This is a genomic window from Faecalibacterium sp. An77, assembly GCF_002161315.1.
In the GTDB taxonomy this organism is placed as follows: domain Bacteria; phylum Bacillota; class Clostridia; order Oscillospirales; family Ruminococcaceae; genus Faecalibacterium.
The window spans coordinates 31,334-47,739 of sequence record NZ_NFHK01000009.1 but is presented as its reverse complement, the minus strand read 5'-3'; the positions used below and the strand labels follow the sequence as shown (position 1 = coordinate 47,739).

Genomic DNA, 16,406 nt, shown 5'->3' with positions numbered 1-16,406 from the left:
GTGCAGCGGTCTTGTTTTTGGGTTATGTGGATTTTGGGCCGGGAAAGGGGTCACTTCCGCTTCCACCAGCTGCGCTTTTCTCCGATGGAAATGACATCGTGAAAGACGCACCGAACCTTGGGGGAAAGCTGGGTATCCCGGTGATAGCAGCCAAACAGCCAGTTATCATAGGTCATCTCCCGGACCAGCTTGTCAAAAAAGCCGTGAAGCTGGTTGTTCTCCCCCGGGGCCAGGATGGTGAAATCCAAAAATCTGCTTGGGGCATCATGGGTCAGCACATACTGTACATGATGATTGTGGGCCGCCACATTGGCCTCACACCGGGCATATTCCTCCTTCGAGGGCATCTCCCGGGCCCACCAGTTGACGCCGGCTTCCCGCTCCTCCTTGTCGGGGCTTTCGCCGCCGCCAAAGCACAGGTAACTCAGGCCCTCCAGCTCCAGAATGCTGCCGCGGCAGACATGGTAGACGTTCCCGCCGATGGGCTGGACCCGGCCGCCGAACTTCTCCTCCACCGGGTAGGCGTCCAGCAGGTCATAATTTTCGTGGGTGCCGTCCAGAAACAGGATGGTATAGGGCCGCTTGCGCAGCCAGTCCAGCCGGGCGCGCTCCTCCTTGCTGTCGTCCCACAAAAAGCCAAAGTCCCCCAGAATAAAGAGAAAATCGTTTTTCCCCAGATGGCGCAGCTCCTTGCCCTTGAAGCGGTCCAGCTCGCCATGGGTATCGCCTGTAATATAGATCATCCATGTCTCCCTCTGGTTTGTGAAAGTGGGGCAGCTAGCCCTTGTCACCCACCCGCAAACCTGTTATTATAGAAGCGTGCTTGTGCACACAAAGCGGGAAATCCCGTCCTCCGCCCCAGGCGGACAGCGCGGGTTCCCTTCAGGGGCTTTTTCCGACAAAATCTGCCGGTTTCTGCGCACAATGCGCCCTGCATCCCTCCGGCACACGCGGCCCGGACCCACGATGCACCGCCCCACATCTTTTATCAACCCTTTTATTGTATCGCGTTCTGAGGGAATTGTCCACATGAAACGACTTTTTACACTTTTTTCTGCCCTGATTCTGACGGTCAGCTGCTTTGTGATGCCGGCCAGCGCGCTCTTTGATCCCAGCCCGGTATACGAAGTGCAGGCCCAAAGCGCTTACATCGTCAACACCGACACCAACATCATCGTCTACGAAAAAGACAGCACCGCCCAGGTCCAGGCCGGGGGCCTCACCAAGCTGATGTGTGCGGCTCTGGTACTGACCAACTACGGCGACGAGCTGGACACACGCACGTTCCAGATGCCTTTCGCCATCTCGGACTACGTCTACGGCACCGACAACGCCGACATGCGCTCGGGCGAGACCTTCACCCTGCGGGAAGCGCTCTATGCCATGCTGCTGCGCAACGCCAACGACGCCGCCATGGGCATGGCCTATCAGCTGTCGGGGAACGATCTGTCCGGCTGGGTGAGCCAGATGAACAGCCTGTCTCAGCAGATCGGCGCCACCAACAGCACCTGGACCGACGCCTGCGGGCTGGATTCGGGCAACGTGACCACCGCGGTGGACATGTACCTGATTCTCCGGTACCTGATGGGATTTGACGCCTTTGTGGAGATCGCCGGGTCGGCCACCTTTGAGATGCCCGCCAAGGAAAAGCACTCCAAATCCTTCATCCTGACCAACCAGAACGTGGCCCTGAACAAATCCAGCGGCGGCAAATTCTACCGCTCGGCCATGAAGGGCGGCATGTGCGACGTCATGGCCTACAAGAACGACTCGGGCACCCAGAGCTATGTCTCCTGGGCTTCCAGCGAGGGAGAGACCTATATTTTCTGTGTGATGGGCAGTCCCGACACGGTGGACACCTATGGTTATTCCAACCGGCGTCCCGCCCTCTACGAGACCACCCAGCTCATTGACTGGGTATACAGCAGCTTCTCGGTCCAGGCGGCGCTGGACCCCGACCAGGCCCTGGCCGAGATCCCGGTGAAGTATTCCTCCGAAACCGACACCCTGCTGCTCTATCCGGCCGACCAGATGATGACCATTCTCCCCTCCTCCTCCGACAGTTCGGTGACCCAGAAGTTCTTCCATCTGCCCGAGTCGGTGGCCGCGCCGGTGAAGCAGGGCGACCTGATCGGCACGGTGGAGATCAAGCTGGCCGGTGAGACCATCGGCGTGGTGGACCTCATTGCCGGGCAGGACGTGAACCGCAACCCGGTCCTGTTCGCCATCGCCCAGTTCCAGGCCTTCCTGGGCAGTCTGTACCTGAAAGTCGTCCTGGCCCTGAGCGCCATTGCGCTGGCCATCTACGGCATCTGGTGGGTGCAGAACACCATCCGGGAACAGCGCAGCTGGGGCGGCAGCCACATCCGCCGCCACTGAGCCGCCGCCCCTCTTTCCAGCCAAACGACAAGCCAAAAGCCCGCCGTGCATCCGCACGACGGGCCTTTTTGCTGCACTTATTTGATATCCAGTTCGGGGGGAACGTCCAGCTCCTCCGACACATATTTGCCGTTCTTTTTCCGCTGGCGGACACATTCGGTCAAGAGGTATTCAATCTGCCCGTTGACCGACCGGAAGTCGTCCTCTGCCCAGGCGGCGATGGCGTCGTACAACTTCGCGGACAGACGCAGCGGAATCTGTTTTTTCGGCTCGGCCATCAGTACAGGCTGCCCGAGTTGACGATGGGCTGTGCATCGTGGTTGCCGCACAGGACAACCAGCAGATTCGAGACCATAGCCGCCTTGCGCTCATCGTCCAGCTCCACCACTTTGTTCTCGTTCAGGCGTTCCAGAGCCATTTCCACCATGCCCACGGCGCCGTCCACAATCATCTTGCGGGCGTCGATGATGGCCGAGGCCTGCTGGCGCTGCAGCATCACGGCTGCAATCTCGGGGGCATAGGCCAGGTAGGTGATCCGGGCGTCCACGATCTCCAGGCCGGCGTCCTCCACCTTTTCCTGGATTTCTTCCTTGATGCGACGGGCCACCACTTCGCTGGAACCCCGCAGGCTGCCGTCATCGGGCTTGCCGTCGCCGGTGGTATCCACGTTGGGGGCCACATCGTAGGGATAAATCCGCACCACGTTCCGCAGGGCGCTGTCGCACTGCAGGGACAGGTATTCCTTGTAGTTGTCCACGTTAAAGACGGCCTTGGCGGTGTCCTTCACCTGCCAGATGACGGCGATGCCGATTTCCACCGGGTTGCCCAGGCAGTCATTGATCTTCTGGCGGGCGTTGTTCAGAGTCATCCGCTTGAGGGAGATCTTCTTGGAATTCAGCTCGCCCACATTGATCTGGACCTGCTGATTGCCGCCCTCTGTCTTCACCAGGCTGCGCTGCACATCACCGCTCTGGCTCAGATGGGTGCCGGCAGCGGGGTTGACGGCGGTGCAGAAGGGGTTGACCCAGTAGAAGCCCTCCCCTTTCAGGGTGCCGATGTAGTTGCCGAACAGGGTCAGCACCAGGGCTTCCTGGGGCTTCAGAACCTTCAGGCCCGGCAGCAGGAACAGGCCCACGATCATGTACAGAATGGCCAGAGCCATCACTACGCCGCCCAGAATGCCCGGCACACCGGCCAGGGCATCGGCCACGACCGCCGCAATGGCCACCACATACCCCAGCAGGATCAGCAGCAGAACCAGCATGCCGTTCTTTTTGGTTTGCAGAATCTTCTCACTCATATCCATCAACCTCCTGACGTATCCCGAGTGATTTGTATTTTGTTGATATCAAAATCATATCATTTTATCTCTGCTTTGTCAAGAGGGTTTTGGGGCGGCCTGGAAAGGCACACAAAAAACAGGGGGCTCCCTGTGCGGGAACCCCCTGTCCGAAGTGTTTGGTTTGAGGTGAAATTACTTAATCTCGACCTTAGCGCCAGCCTCTTCCAGCTTCTTCTTGATGTCCTCAGCGTCAGCCTTGGAAGCCTTCTCCTTGACAGCCTTGGGAGCGCCGTCAACGATAGCCTTGGCCTCCTTCAGGCCCAGACCGGTGATCTCCTTGACGATCTTGATGACCTGCATCTTGGTAGCGCCAGCCTCAGCCAGGATGACGTCGAACTCGGTCTTCTCCTCCTCAGCGGGAGCAGCAGCAGCGGCAGCAGCGGGAGCAGCAGCAGCAACAGCAGAAACACCGAACTCCTCGCAGTAAGCGTCGATGAGCTCCTTCAGCTCCAGGACGGACAGGCCCTTAACGGACTCGATAATGGCAGTAATCTTCTCAGAAGCCATGGTAATAACCCTCCAATTTCAGTTAATTTTTGTTTCGGTAGTTGTGGTATCGAAAAACAGTTTGGGTCAGGCAGCAGCCGGCGCCATCTTAGGCAGCGGGCTCCTCCTGCTTGTCGACGTAAGCCTGCATAGCAACAGCCAGACCGGACAGGGTGCTGGTGAGTGCGCCGGCGAACATGGACAGCATGCCTTCGCGGCCGGGCAGCTTGGCGATGGCGTTGGTCTCAGCAGCGCTCAGCACCTTGCCCTCCATGAAGCCGCCCTTGACGACGAACTTCTTGGAACGGTCGCCGTCCTGGTACTTGCACAGGATGCGGGCAGCAGCCATGGGGTCCTCAGCGTTGGCAAATGCGACGGCAGTGTCACCGGTAAAGTTCTCGGACAGGCCCTCGATGGAGGTACCCTTGACAGCCAGACGGAGCATGGTGTTCTTGACAACCATATACTCAACGCCAGCCTCACGCAGCTCCTTACGCAGCTTGGTGTCATTCTCGACGTTGATACCGCCGTAAGCAACCACACAGCCGGAAACCGCATTCTCAAACTTTGCCTTCAGATCAGCGACATAAGCCTGCTTTTCAGAAAGAATCTTTGCACTGGGCATTTCGGTTTCACCTCGTTTCAAAACTACATCGGAAGCCGGAGTCATAGAAAAAAGCCTCTCTCCCGCGCACACAGGCCGAGAGAGAGGCATAAAACAACGTTACGCGTTTCTCGGCAGGCGGATACACTTTACACTGGACTCCAGCGCCTGCTGTCTTAAAAACAGCATGAATATCTTACCACGCGAACGTGGTTTTGTCAAGTGTTTTTCTGAATTTTTTCAGAAAAATCAGACACCGTACTTCAGGGTGTTGAGACGGATGCCAGGGCCCATGGTGGTGGCGATGGTAGCGCTCTTGAAGTAAGTGCCCTTGGCAGCGGCGGGCTTAGCCTTGGCAATAGCGTCCATAACGGTGTCGAGGTTGGTGTACAGCTTCTCGGCGCCGAAAGATGCCTTGCCCACGGGGACATGGATGATGTTCTGCTTGTCCAGGCGGTACTCGATCTTACCGGCCTTGGCTTCCTTAACAGCCTTGCCCAGGTCGGGGGTCACGGTGCCAGCCTTGGGGTTGGGCATCAGGCCGCGAGGTCCGAGGACCTTACCGAGGCGGCCAACCTTGCCCATCATGTCGGGGGTGGTGACCACGACGTCGAAATCCATGAAGCCGCCCTGGATCTTTGCGATCAGATCGTCATCACCGACGATATCAGCGCCGGCAGCCTCAGCAGCAGAAGCTGCGGGGCCCTTGGCGATAGCGCAGACGCGGACGGTCTTGCCGGTGCCGTTGGGCAGAACGACGGCGCCGCGGACCTGCTGGTCAGCGTGACGGCCATCAACGCCCAGGCGGACGTGCAGCTCAACGGTCTCATCAAACTTGGCGGAAGCGATCTTGCAGGCCAGCTCCAGCGCCTCGTTCACATCGTACAGTTTGGTAGAATCGACCTGCTTGGCAGCGTCGACATAGTGCTTGCCGTGTTTCATTGTTTATCCTCCTATGTGGTCTTGCGGGCGCAGCGCCCTCCCACTGTTTATGTCTCAGCCTTCGACTGTGACGCCCATGCTGCGGCAGGTGCCGCGGATCATGCTGCATGCAGCTTCCAGAGAAGCAGCATTCAGGTCGGGCATCTTGGTCTTTGCAATCTCTTCCACCTGAGCGGCGGTCAGGGAAGCGACCTTTTCCTTGTTGGGCTTGCCGGAAGCGGTGGACAGGCCGGCGGCCTTCTTGATCAGAACGGCAGCCGGGGGAGTCTTGGTGATGAAGCTGAAGGAGCGATCAGCATACACGGTGATGACGACGGGGATGACATAACCCATCTGGTTCTTGGTACGCTCGTTGAACTCCTTGGTGAAGGCCATGATGTTGACGCCCTTCTGGCCCAGGGCGGGACCAACAGGAGGAGCCGGGGTTGCCTTGCCGGCCTCGATCTGCAGCTTAATGTAGCCAGTTACTTTCTGTGCCATGATAAATGCACCTCCAAAAATCTGTGGTGAGTTGCGGCCCGCTGTCTGCGAACCTCCCACGAGCATGCCTCAGCAGGCACGCTCTATAAGAACCGCACGCGGTCTTACCTTGATGATTTGTACGCGTTCGCGGCTTGTTACAGCCGCTCGACCTGGGCGATGTCCACCTCTGCGGGGGTCTCCCGGCCGAACATGTTCACCTTGAGCTTCACCTTGAAGGTCTCGGTGTTGATTTCCTCTACAACGCCCATAAAGCCTTCCAGAGGACCGGACGTGATCTGGACACTGTCCCCTGCGGCGAAATCCACCGTCAGCGGGGCCTTGGCCTCCACGCCCATCTTTTCCACTTCCTCAGCGGTCAGGGGGACCGGCTTGGAAGCAGGACCGACGAAACCGGTGCAGCCGCGGGTGTTGCGGACCACGTACCAAGTATCGTCGTTCATAACCATCTTGACCAGCACATAGCCGGGGAACAGCTTGTGCTCGACCATCCGCTCCTTGCCGTCTTTGATCTCGGGCACCATCTCGGTGGGAACCCGGATCTCGCAGATCAGATCCTGCAGGCGGCGGTTTTCCACCATCTTTGCAAGATCGGTCGCGACTTTGTTTTCGTAGCCGGAATAGGTATGCACGACATACCACAAAGCTTCATTCGACTGGTCTTCCATTATGGGTCAGCCTCCGTTTCCATACAAGATTTGGTCAGCCTCCGATGACAAGGCCCAGGATGCCGCCGAACACGGCGTCCAATGCAAACAGGACCACGGCGGCGATGATGACCACCACCAGCACCACGATCGTGTTCTTCTTGGTCTCTTCCCTGCTGGGCCATACGACCTTCTTCAGCTCGCTTTTGGTATCGCGGAAGAACTTGGCCACTCCGGTGAAAAAGTTCTTCACGGCGTTCTTAGCTCTGGCCACAAAGCCCGGCTTCTTATCGGTTTTGTCTGCCATTGTGCTCCGCCTTTCTTACTTGGTCTCGCGATGGACCGTGTGCTTCTTGCAGAAGCGGCAGTACTTCTTCATCTCCAGGCGGTCAGGATTGTTCTTCTTGTTCTTCGTGGTGTTGTAGTTGCGCTGCTTGCACTCGGTGCAGGCCAGAGTGATTTTCACTGTCATTTGTTGACACCTCCATATATAACGGTTATTGAACCTCCCTCGTTCGCCGGGCGGCGTCCCAAAAAGGGGCGCACTAAATAATCCCGCAAAAGAGGTGATATCATTTTAGCACTCTTTTCCCGCCGCGTCAAGCGGTATTTTGCCCATCTTTCGGATTTTTTTCACGCCGGCGGCAAAATGACCGCTTTTTTGCCCCGTTGCGCCGGGCCGGCCTGTTTTATCAAGTGGGGTTTTTCATCTTTTTGGGGCGGCATTTTGCCGTTGTGTATGGAAACCGGCGCATTTTTATGGTATGATGGGTGTAATTATGATTGAACGCCCCCGCCCGGGGGCTTCTATTAAGATAGAGGAGGGAATGCGAATCATGTATTCCGAGGAGAATTCCGCCGCCCATCCGCTGTGCGTGGCACTGCTGTTCGGCGGCCTGTCCAGCGAGCACGAGGTCAGCCGTGTATCGGCCGGCACGTTCGCAGACAATATGGACCCTGAAAAGTATGAGCTGATCAAGATCGGCATCACCAAGGACGGCCGATGGCTGTACACCGAGGCTTCCTCGGCCCAGATGGCCGACGGCAGCTGGGAGGAACTGCCCGGCAACATGCCCTGTGCCATCAGCCCCGACCGCGCCGACCACGGCGCCATCCTGTTCACCCCCGCCGGCCATGTGGAGAAGCTCCACATCGACGTGGTGATCCCGGCGCTCCACGGCCTGTGGGGCGAGGACGGCACCGTCCAGGGCCTGCTGGAGCTGGCCGGCATCCCCTATGTGGGCTGCGGCGTTCTGGCCAGCGCCGTCTGCATGGATAAGGCTGTGGCCAACACCCTCTTTGCCGCCAGCGGCATCCCCCACTGTGCCTGGGCCGCCTACACCAGGGCCCAGCTGGAGGCCGACCCCGACGGCATCCGCGCCGCTCTGGAGGAAAAACTGGGCTGGCCCATCTTTGTCAAGCCGGCCAACGCCGGCTCCAGCGTGGGCATCAGCAAGGCATCCAATGCGGCTGAGCTGGCCGACGCCATCAAGCTGGCCCTGGAAAACGACCGCAAGGTGGTGTTCGAGTCCTTTGTGGACGGCCAGGAAGTGGAGTGCGCCGTCATTGGTTCCGAGCCCGCCTTCTCCACCCGTCCCGGCGAGATACTGGCCGGCGCCGAGTTCTACACCTACGACGACAAGTACAAAAACGGCGTCAGCGAGACCCTGATCCCGGCCCGTCTGTCGGAGGAGAAGCTGGACGAAGTCAAGGACTACGCCGCCCGGGCTTACACCGCCGTGGGCTGCGAGGGCCTGGCCCGCTGCGACTTCTTTGTGGAGCGCGGCACCGGCCGGGTGCTGATCAACGAGATCAACACCTTCCCCGGCTTTACCTCTATTAGTATGTATCCGAAACTGATGGAGCACGAGGGCACTCCCCTGCCCCAGCTCATCGACCGCCTTGTTGCCCTTGCCATGGAAAGGGCGGTGGCCCACCATGGATAACCGCCCCATCGGCGTCTTTGACAGCGGTCTGGGCGGTCTGACCGGCGTGCGGGAACTGCGCAAGCAGCTCCCCGGCGAGGACATCGTCTATTTCGGCGACACCGGCCGGGTGCCCTACGGCAGCCGCAGCCATGAAACCATCCTGCAGTATGCACGCCAGGACATCGCGTTTCTGCTGTCCCAGAACGTCAAGTGCATCATGGCGGCCTGCGGCACCGTTTCCAGCACCTACCCCGCCGAGGAAGCTGCCCAGCTCCCCGTCCCCTATCTGGGGGTGGTGACGGCGGCGGCCCGCCGGGCGGCCCGCGCCACCCGCAGCCGGAAGATCGGCGTCATCGGCACTGCGGCCACCATCCGCTCCCACAGCTACGAACAGCTGCTGCGGCGTCTGGTGCCGGGAGCGGAGATCACCGCACGGCCCTGTCCCCTCTTTGTTCCCCTGGTGGAGAACGGCTATGTGGACGGCTCCGCCCCCGACCGCCAGCAGGTGACCCGCCTGGTCATCGCCCAGTATCTAGAGGAGATCCGGGCCGCCGGGGTGGACACCCTGGTGCTGGGCTGCACCCATTACCCCCTGCTGGCCGGGATGATCGGCGAGTACATGGGGCCCTCGGTCACCCTCATCGACCCGGGCAGCGCCGCCGCCGACGATCTGAGCCAGCTGCTCAGCAGCAAGGGTCTGCGGGCCAACCGCACCCAGGGCACCACCCATTTCTTTGTGAGCGATGTGCCCGACAGCTTCGTCCAGACCGCCGACCTGTTCCTGGGCGAATACCGGGGCGGCACCGCGGAACAAATCTGCATCGACAAATACTGAGGACATCAACACCGTGAGCAAAGCCTTAAAGGAAAACTATATTATTCGGATTAAAAGTCAAATCGAGCAGGACGGCGAAACCGAGCAGGTGGAGCTGATGACCCGCGGCAGCTTCACCATGCGGGAGGGCAGCTACTATATCACCTACCGGGAGACCGAGACCACCGGCTATGAGGGCTGTGTCACCACCCTCAAGCTGGCGGCCGATTCCAGCCGGGTGGCCATGCTGCGCTTCGGGCCCCAGAGCAGCCAGCTCATCATCGAAAAGGGCCGGCGCAACCTCTGCCACTACGAGACCGGCTACGGCTCGGTCACCCTGGGGGTGACGGCCGACAGCATCGAGTGCGGCCTGAACGCCAAGGGCGGCGTGGCCCGATTCAGCTATCTGCTGGACGGGGACGTCTCCACCCTCATCAGCAAAAACTCCCTGGAAGTCACCGTCACCCATGTCAACTGAGGAGCCCGGCGCGGTTTCTGCCGCTCCCCGCCGCCTGTTTTGATTGGACCAAGAGAAAGGAATCATTACCCTATGAGCAATGCAACTTACCCCGCTTTTGAGAATTACAACCCCCGTCAGGCCGCTCTGGCCCAGGCCCGCGACCTGCTGACTCAGGCTGCGCAGGCCGCTATGGAGGCCGGCGACCTGCCTGCCGCCGAGCTGCCCGCCTTCATCGTGGAGGTTCCCGCCGACACCAAGAACGGCGATATTGCCTCCAACATCGCCATGGCCGGCGCCCGCACCTGGCACAAGGCCCCCAAGATGATCGCCGAGGCCATTCTGAGCCACCTGCCCTCTCTGTCGGAAAGCTGCTTCACCAAGGCCGAGACCGCCGGCCCCGGCTTCATCAACCTGTTCCTGGCTCCCGCCTTCTGGGCTGGCGTGGCCCTGGCTGCCTGCTCCAACCCCCGCTATGGCCGGACCGATTACGGCCAGGGCAAGCGCTACAACGTGGAATTCGTTTCCGCCAACCCCACCGGCCCCATGCACATGGGCAACGCCCGCGGCGGCGCTCTGGGTGACTGCCTGTCCGCTGTTCTGGAGTGGGCCGGCTACGACGTCACCCGTGAGTTCTATATCAACGACGCCGGCAACCAGATCCAGAAGTTCGGCAAGAGCCTGGCCATCCGCTACCTGCAGCACTACTACGAGGAGAACGAGTATCCCCTGCCCAAGGAGTGCTACCAGGGCGGCGACATCACCCTGCTGGCTCTGGAGTTCGCAGCCAAGGAGGGCGACAAGTACGCCGTTCCCTGCCGCGGCCTGAAGGACGAGGCTCTCTATGAGAGCGAGGCTTTTGCCGCCCTGAAGGACGCTCTGGTGGGTTACGCCCTGCCCAAGAACATCGCCGCCCTCAAGACCGACCTGGGCAAGTACCGCATTCAGTACGACGTCTGGTTCCCTGAGAGCACCCTGCACAACTCGGGCGCCGTCATGAACGTGGTGAACCAGCTGCTGGAGAAGGGCGCCTGCTACAAGGCCGAGGACGGCGCCATCATGTACCGCAGCGCCCAGTACGCTGCCAAATACGGCGCTGCCAACAAGAAAAAGACCGACGACGGCGCCGAGGAGGACAAGGACGAAGTCCTGGTCCGCGCCAACGGCATCCCCACCTACTTTGCCGCCGACATCGCCTACCACTACAACAAGCTGGCCGACCGCAACTTTGACAAGGCCATCGACGTCTGGGGCGCCGACCACCACGGCCATGTGGCCCGCATGAAGGGCGCCATGGACGCCATCGGCCTGGACGGCAGCCGTCTGGACGTGGTGCTGATGCAGATGGTCAACCTGATGCAGAATGGCCAGCCCGTCCGCATGTCCAAGCGCACCGGCAACGCCATCACCCTGACCGACCTGCTGGAGGAGGTGCCCATCGACAGCGCCCGCTTCCTCTTTAATATGCACGAGGCCGGCAGCAGCATCGACTTCGATCTGGACCAGGCCGTCAAGACCGACAACGACAACCCGGTCTACTACGTCCAGTACGCTCACGCCCGCATCTGCTCTATCCTGCGCAAGCTGGAGAGCGAGGGCGTGGAGTTCCTGGGCGCAGAGAACACCGACGCCACCCTGCTGACCGATCCCGCCGAGCTGGATCTGATCCGGATGCTGGCCGCCTTCCCCCAGGAAATCGTCATGGCCGCTGAAAAGTACGATCCCAGCCGGATCAACCGCTTTGTCATCGACCTGGCCAGCGCCTTCCACCGGTTCTACGGTAGCTGCCGCATCCAGGGCGCTGATCCCGCCCTGCAGCAGGCCCGCATCGCCCTGTGCATCGGCGTGCGCAACGTGATCCGCAACGTGCTGACCATGTTCAAGATCAACGTCCCCGACAAGATGTAAGCCCTTTCCCCGCACTTCGTGTGCGGGGATTTTTGTTTTCGGTCTGTTCACACTTTATACAACGTTTTATCCACAAGTAAAATCAAAACTATACAAAATCACAAGATATTCCTTGTGGATTCTGCGAATGGACAGCGGCCACCCTTTCGGATATAATATAGCCAGAAACCAAGAAAGTACAGCAGAGGATCAAAGGTGATCCAATCCCGCTGACTTAAAAGGAGAAAGGAGCGAAGACCGATGGTTGATACGACACCCGCACAGTTCGGACAGACTGTCGGGAATTGCTGAAAAAGCGAAAAGCCGCTTACCAGTACGGGATGTTTCCCCCGCATTTAGTAAAAATCTAAGAGATTTAAAGCGAAGTCTTTAGCATATATTAAGCGATTTACGAACAGTCTGTCGAGAAAGTCCCCTGGCGATTCAAATAGATCCGCAGGAAGTGATTCATATGATGAAAGCCTTTTTACGGATACCTGTATTTGAATAGCACGGAAGGAGCTACTCCAATGATTTAAGTAGTCGTGGCCTCAAGGCAGGCGTAAACCCTCAGATTGGCAAGGATGCACAGCAAATCAAGGCTGGACCTGCATTCGATCGATCAAAAGTGCCGGAAGCATAGTCGGAAGGCAGACCTCTTCCCTGTAAGGTGTCAATTTGGAGGAGACGGAATCTGAAAAAGGTGGTTCCAGTAAGAGCCGCTGTTCAGAGTCTGAATCCATCTGGAAATTGCAGACAGGAAAAAGATCCATTGGCTTGATTGGCGGCGATGTGCCCCAACAAAGCATCCCCGGATCGAAGCAAAATGCACTGGATGCCGTAACGATTGCGAAACACCCTTCCCTGAAAGATCTGAAAAACAACAGAAGCCCTTGAGGTAATCTTTCAAAGCTGAATAATTCCCCTATCCGAACAACGGTCATTCAAATAAATCAGCACCCCCGAGAGGATGATCCCCCATGAAAGTCCCTGTATGGATGCAGATATTTGAGTAACACGGAGGGAGTACTCCAATGATTTAGGTAACTTGTCCCCTGGAGTGATTCAATCGAAAGAATGTGTTTCTATGAAGATGCTTCGTAAGACGCAATCCAACGATTCGGATGAGGCTTGAAACCAATGTACTAGTTAAATCGGCGATCCCCTACCCTATCATTTCCTAAGCATAAGGAAAGGCCAACAATCTTATGAAAGGCAAGGTCAACTCCGAAAAATAGGTAAATGTGAGGCAAAGAGGCTATGACTCCGAAGAAGTAAGTATCCTGGCGGATGAGAGGCTTGCAACCGCTCTCATCCGCCAGGTTTTTTTGTTTTGTCCGGGCTTCCCCGCCTCTGCCTTTGGCAGAGAGGCCGCATCCGAAGCTGACGCCGGCCCCCGACCGGTCCCACAAGAGAGAAAAGGACTGAGAACAACCATGGACGAGACCATGCACTTTGACGCAGGCTTGCTGCTCGAATACCAGGAACTGCTCCAAACCACCCGGCTGATCGCCTGCTACCGGGAATTCATCCGCCTGTTCCGCTGGGTTCGCGTGGAGCTCGAAAAGAGGATGCCGGAATACAAGTTTCAGGGCAGCATCACCGAAAACGGCATGGACTTCTCCTATTTCCAGTTCACCAGTCCAGAGCTCAAGGAAAAAGGACTGAAAGCGGCGGTGGTGTTTGTCCACCGGGATTTTCAGTTTCAGGTGTGGGTTTCCGGGTTCAACCGGCGGTATCAGGCCCACTATTGCGATGTGTGGAAGGATCAGCCCCTCCCCTTCGAGCTGACTGGCAGCCCCGCCCAAACCGACTACATCCTGCGCGCCCCGCTGAAGGAGCCGGCCAACCTCTCGGACGGAGCCGCCCTGCTGGACCAAATCCAAGCTCTCGCCGAAAACCTGCTGCAATTCGTTGAAGCCAACCTTTAACCGGCGCCGCCGGTATAAAAGCGGTTTCCGGCGGTCCGGGGCAGGGGCTCTCCCCGCCCTGCCGGAAAGGCAGATGACCCCGCCGGGGAAATCCCCTGTTGACAAACGGCCCCGCTTCTCCTATAATAGCCATGATACACAATCGGCTGTGAAGAGAAGAGTACGCGTCCAGTGATCCTTTCAGAGAGCCCGCGGCGGTGGAACCGGGCAGGCATCGGGGCGCCGAAGATGGTCTCGGAGCCGCACAGGCAAACGGATTCCCTGAGCCTGTGCCGGGTGCGCCCGTTACAGCGTCCGGCTGTACCTGCCCTTTGGGCCGGGATGCAGCATCGAGGCCGCGCCCCGCGAGGAGCCGGCGAACCAAGGTGGTACCACGGAAGTATTCCGCTCCCGTCCTTGCTGGGCAAAGGCCCCCGCGAGGACGGGAGTTTTTACTTCCTCTAATGTACACGCAATGGGCCTGCACGCCGCCGGCGGGCAGGTTCCAACGGGAAAGGGAGAATCAAAACCATGTCTGAACAGAAAAAGTTCTACATCACCACCCCCATCTACTACCCCAGCGACAAGCTGCACATCGGCCACAGCTACACCACCGTGGCCTGTGACGCACTGGCCCGCTTCAAGCGGATGCAGGGGTACGATGTGATGTTCCTGACCGGCACCGATGAGCACGGCCAGAAGATCGAGGACAAGGCCGCTTCGGCCGGCATGCAGCCCAAGGAGTACGTGGACCAGATCGTGGCCACCGTCAAGGATCTGTGGAAGCTGCTGGACGTCAGTTACGACCGCTTCATCCGCACCACCGACGACTACCACATGGAGTCCTGCCAGAAGATTTTCACCAAGCTGTATGAGCAGGGCGACATCTACAAGGGCGAGTATGTGGGCCACTACTGCAAGCCCTGCGAGAGCTTCTGGACCGACAGCCAGCTGGTGGACGGCAAGTGCCCCGACTGCGGCCGCGAGGTCTACGACGCCCACGAGGAAGCCTACTTCTTCCGCACCGGCAAGTATGCCGACCGTCTGCTCAAGCTGTACGAGGAGAACCCCCAGTTCATCCAGCCCGAGAGCCGCAAGAACGAGATGATCGCCTTCATCAAGCAGGGCCTGCAGGACACCTGCGTCTCCCGTACTTCGGTCAAGTGGGGCATCCCCGTTCCCTTTGACCCCAAGCACACCATGTACGTCTGGGTGGACGCTCTGAGCAACTATATTTCGGCTCTGGGCTACGGCAACGACACCTACCACGACTACGACAAGTTCTGGCCCGCAGACCTCCACATGGTGGGCAAGGAAATCCTGCGTTTCCACACCATCCTGTGGCCGGCCATGCTGATGGCTCTGGATCTGCCCCTGCCCAAGCGCGTCTTTGGCCACGGCTGGCTGCTAATGAACGGCGGCAAGATGTCCAAGTCGGTGGGCAACGTGGTGGACCCCGTCATCCTCTGCGACCGTTACGGCGTGGACGCCATCCGCTACTTCCTGCTGCGTGAGATCCCCTTCGGCAACGACGGCATGTTCACCAACGAGGCCCTGATCAACCGTATCAACAGCGATCTGGCCAACGACCTGGGCAACCTGCTCAGCCGCACCGTGGCCATGTGTGAGAAGTACTTCGGCGGCACGGTGGCCAAGTCGGTCTCCTCCGATCCTCTGGACGCCGAGCTGGAGCAGATGATCAACGCTCTGCCCGCCAAGGTGGCCGAGGACATGGACAACCTGACCATTCCCCAGGCTCTGACCGAGATCTTCGCCGTGGTCCAGCGCGCCAACAAGTATATCGACGAGACCGCCCCCTGGGCCCTGGCCAAGGACCCCGCCAACGAGGGCCGTCTGAGCTGCGTCCTGTATCACCTGTGCGAGGCCCTGCGGGTCTGCGCCATCCTGCTGAATGCTTATCTGCCCTCCACTGCGCCCAAAATGATGGAGCAGCTGGGTCTGTCGGCTGATAATCTCCAGCTGGATCAGGCCGCCTACGGTCTCCAGGAGAGCTACACCGTCCACAAGGGCGATCCCCTGTTCCCCCGCATCGACGTGGCCAAGGAAATCGCTCACCTGAAGGCAGAGGACGAGAAGCGCAAGGCTAAGGCCGAAGCCGCCCAGAAGGCCAAGGAAGCCAAGGAGGCAGCCGCCGCCAAGGCCGACCAGCCTGCCGCCGCCATTGAGCACGAGGCTGAGATCGACTTCGACGACTTCTGCAAGGTGGAGATGCGTGTGGCTGAGATCCGGGCCTGCGAGACCATCAAGGAGAGCAAGAAGCTGCTGCACCTGACCGTCTTTGACGGCGAGCGGGAGCGCTGCATCCTCTCGGGCATCGCCAAGTGGTACAGCCCCGAGGACCTGATCGGCAAGAAGGTGGGCATTGTGGCCAACCTGGCCCCCCGTCCCATGATGAAGGGCAAGTATGTCAGCGAGGGCATGATCGTGGCAGCCGATACCGCCGACGGCGGCTGCACCATCGCCTTCTACCCCGATGAAGCTCCCGCCGGCAGCCGCATCCACTAACAGG

General features: G+C 59.2%; 18 protein-coding genes and 1 other annotated feature. Of the genes, 8 read left to right on the top strand and 10 right to left on the bottom strand.

Annotated elements, in window-relative coordinates:
* Positions 1–50: 50 nt before the first annotated feature.
* On the bottom strand, positions 51–743 hold the full coding sequence (locus tag B5G28_RS05080) for a metallophosphoesterase (RefSeq protein ID WP_087246639.1): 693 nt from the start codon (positions 741–743) through the stop codon (positions 51–53).
* Positions 744–1,029: 286 nt separating this feature from the next.
* Here B5G28_RS05080 and B5G28_RS05075 point away from each other — a divergent pair, with 286 nt between their 5' ends.
* A complete protein-coding gene (locus B5G28_RS05075; protein ID WP_087246638.1) occupies positions 1,030–2,379 on the top strand; it encodes a D-alanyl-D-alanine carboxypeptidase in 1,350 nt (449 codons plus the stop codon).
* 77 nt (positions 2,380–2,456) lie between these two features.
* Here B5G28_RS05075 and B5G28_RS05070 read toward each other — a convergent pair whose 3' ends face one another.
* From B5G28_RS05070 to rpmG, 9 genes are all read right to left on the bottom strand, one after another.
* Positions 2,457–2,657 (bottom strand): PTS ascorbate transporter subunit IIC, encoded by a 201-nt coding sequence (locus tag B5G28_RS05070; protein WP_087246637.1) that lies wholly within the window; start codon positions 2,655–2,657, stop codon positions 2,457–2,459.
* Positions 2,657–3,679 carry an SPFH domain-containing protein gene (locus tag B5G28_RS05065; RefSeq protein WP_087246636.1) on the bottom strand — a complete coding sequence of 341 codons (1,023 nt, stop codon included), beginning with the start codon at positions 3,677–3,679 and terminating at the stop codon, positions 2,657–2,659. The genes B5G28_RS05070 and B5G28_RS05065 overlap by 1 nt, the downstream gene beginning before the upstream one ends.
* 174 nt (positions 3,680–3,853) lie before the next feature.
* Positions 3,854–4,228: a 50S ribosomal protein L7/L12 gene (gene rplL, locus B5G28_RS05060; RefSeq protein WP_087246635.1), complete on the bottom strand. Its 375-nt coding sequence runs from the start codon at positions 4,226–4,228 to the stop codon at positions 3,854–3,856.
* Between the two features lie 88 nt (positions 4,229–4,316).
* Positions 4,317–4,832, bottom strand: a complete 516-nt coding sequence (gene rplJ, locus B5G28_RS05055; RefSeq protein ID WP_087246634.1) for a 50S ribosomal protein L10 — start codon at positions 4,830–4,832, stop codon at positions 4,317–4,319.
* Positions 4,833–5,060: 228 nt separating this feature from the next.
* Complete coding sequence (rplA, locus tag B5G28_RS05050) at positions 5,061–5,753, bottom strand: 50S ribosomal protein L1 (RefSeq protein ID WP_087246633.1); 693 nt, start codon at positions 5,751–5,753, stop codon at positions 5,061–5,063.
* Between the two features lie 54 nt (positions 5,754–5,807).
* On the bottom strand, positions 5,808–6,233 hold the full coding sequence (rplK, locus tag B5G28_RS05045) for a 50S ribosomal protein L11 (RefSeq protein ID WP_087246632.1): 426 nt from the start codon (positions 6,231–6,233) through the stop codon (positions 5,808–5,810).
* Between the two features lie 137 nt (positions 6,234–6,370).
* Positions 6,371–6,901: a transcription termination/antitermination protein NusG gene (gene nusG, locus B5G28_RS05040; protein WP_087246631.1), complete on the bottom strand. Its 531-nt coding sequence runs from the start codon at positions 6,899–6,901 to the stop codon at positions 6,371–6,373.
* A 34-nt stretch (positions 6,902–6,935) separates the two neighbouring features.
* The gene (gene secE / locus B5G28_RS05035; protein ID WP_087246630.1) at positions 6,936–7,187 is read right to left on the bottom strand and encodes a preprotein translocase subunit SecE; all 252 of its coding nucleotides are present in this window, start codon (positions 7,185–7,187) and stop codon (positions 6,936–6,938) included.
* Positions 7,188–7,202: 15 nt separating this feature from the next.
* Entirely contained in the window at positions 7,203–7,352 is a 150-nt protein-coding gene (gene rpmG / locus B5G28_RS05030; protein WP_005920501.1) for a 50S ribosomal protein L33, read from the bottom strand.
* Positions 7,353–7,716: 364 nt separating this feature from the next.
* On the opposite strand from rpmG, the gene B5G28_RS05025 reads away from it, so the two are divergent.
* The 7 genes from B5G28_RS05025 to metG all read left to right on the top strand — a co-directional run bounded on the left by B5G28_RS05025 (position 7,717) and on the right by metG (position 16,402).
* Positions 7,717–8,826 (top strand): D-alanine--D-alanine ligase family protein, encoded by a 1,110-nt coding sequence (locus B5G28_RS05025; protein WP_087246629.1) that lies wholly within the window; start codon positions 7,717–7,719, stop codon positions 8,824–8,826.
* Positions 8,819–9,643, top strand: coding sequence for a glutamate racemase (gene murI, locus B5G28_RS05020; protein ID WP_087246628.1), 825 nt, complete (start codon positions 8,819–8,821; stop codon positions 9,641–9,643). Before B5G28_RS05025 ends, murI begins: the two co-directional genes overlap by 8 nt.
* 13 nt (positions 9,644–9,656) lie before the next feature.
* Entirely contained in the window at positions 9,657–10,100 is a 444-nt protein-coding gene (locus B5G28_RS05015) for a DUF1934 domain-containing protein (protein WP_242956685.1), read from the top strand.
* A gap of 72 nt (positions 10,101–10,172) precedes the next feature.
* The gene (argS, locus tag B5G28_RS05010) at positions 10,173–11,987 is read left to right on the top strand and encodes an arginine--tRNA ligase (protein WP_087246626.1); all 1,815 of its coding nucleotides are present in this window, start codon (positions 10,173–10,175) and stop codon (positions 11,985–11,987) included.
* A 657-nt stretch (positions 11,988–12,644) separates the two neighbouring features.
* Positions 12,645–12,863 carry a hypothetical protein gene (locus tag B5G28_RS14400; protein ID WP_144265480.1) on the top strand — a complete coding sequence of 73 codons (219 nt, stop codon included), beginning with the start codon at positions 12,645–12,647 and terminating at the stop codon, positions 12,861–12,863.
* Between the two features lie 539 nt (positions 12,864–13,402).
* The gene (locus B5G28_RS05005) at positions 13,403–13,897 is read left to right on the top strand and encodes a hypothetical protein (RefSeq protein ID WP_204228817.1); all 495 of its coding nucleotides are present in this window, start codon (positions 13,403–13,405) and stop codon (positions 13,895–13,897) included.
* A 139-nt stretch (positions 13,898–14,036) separates the two neighbouring features.
* Positions 14,037–14,298 (top strand) — a binding site (T-box leader).
* Positions 14,299–14,407: 109 nt separating this feature from the next.
* Positions 14,408–16,402, top strand: coding sequence for a methionine--tRNA ligase (gene metG / locus B5G28_RS05000; RefSeq protein ID WP_087246625.1), 1,995 nt, complete (start codon positions 14,408–14,410; stop codon positions 16,400–16,402).
* Positions 16,403–16,406 lie beyond the last annotated feature (4 nt).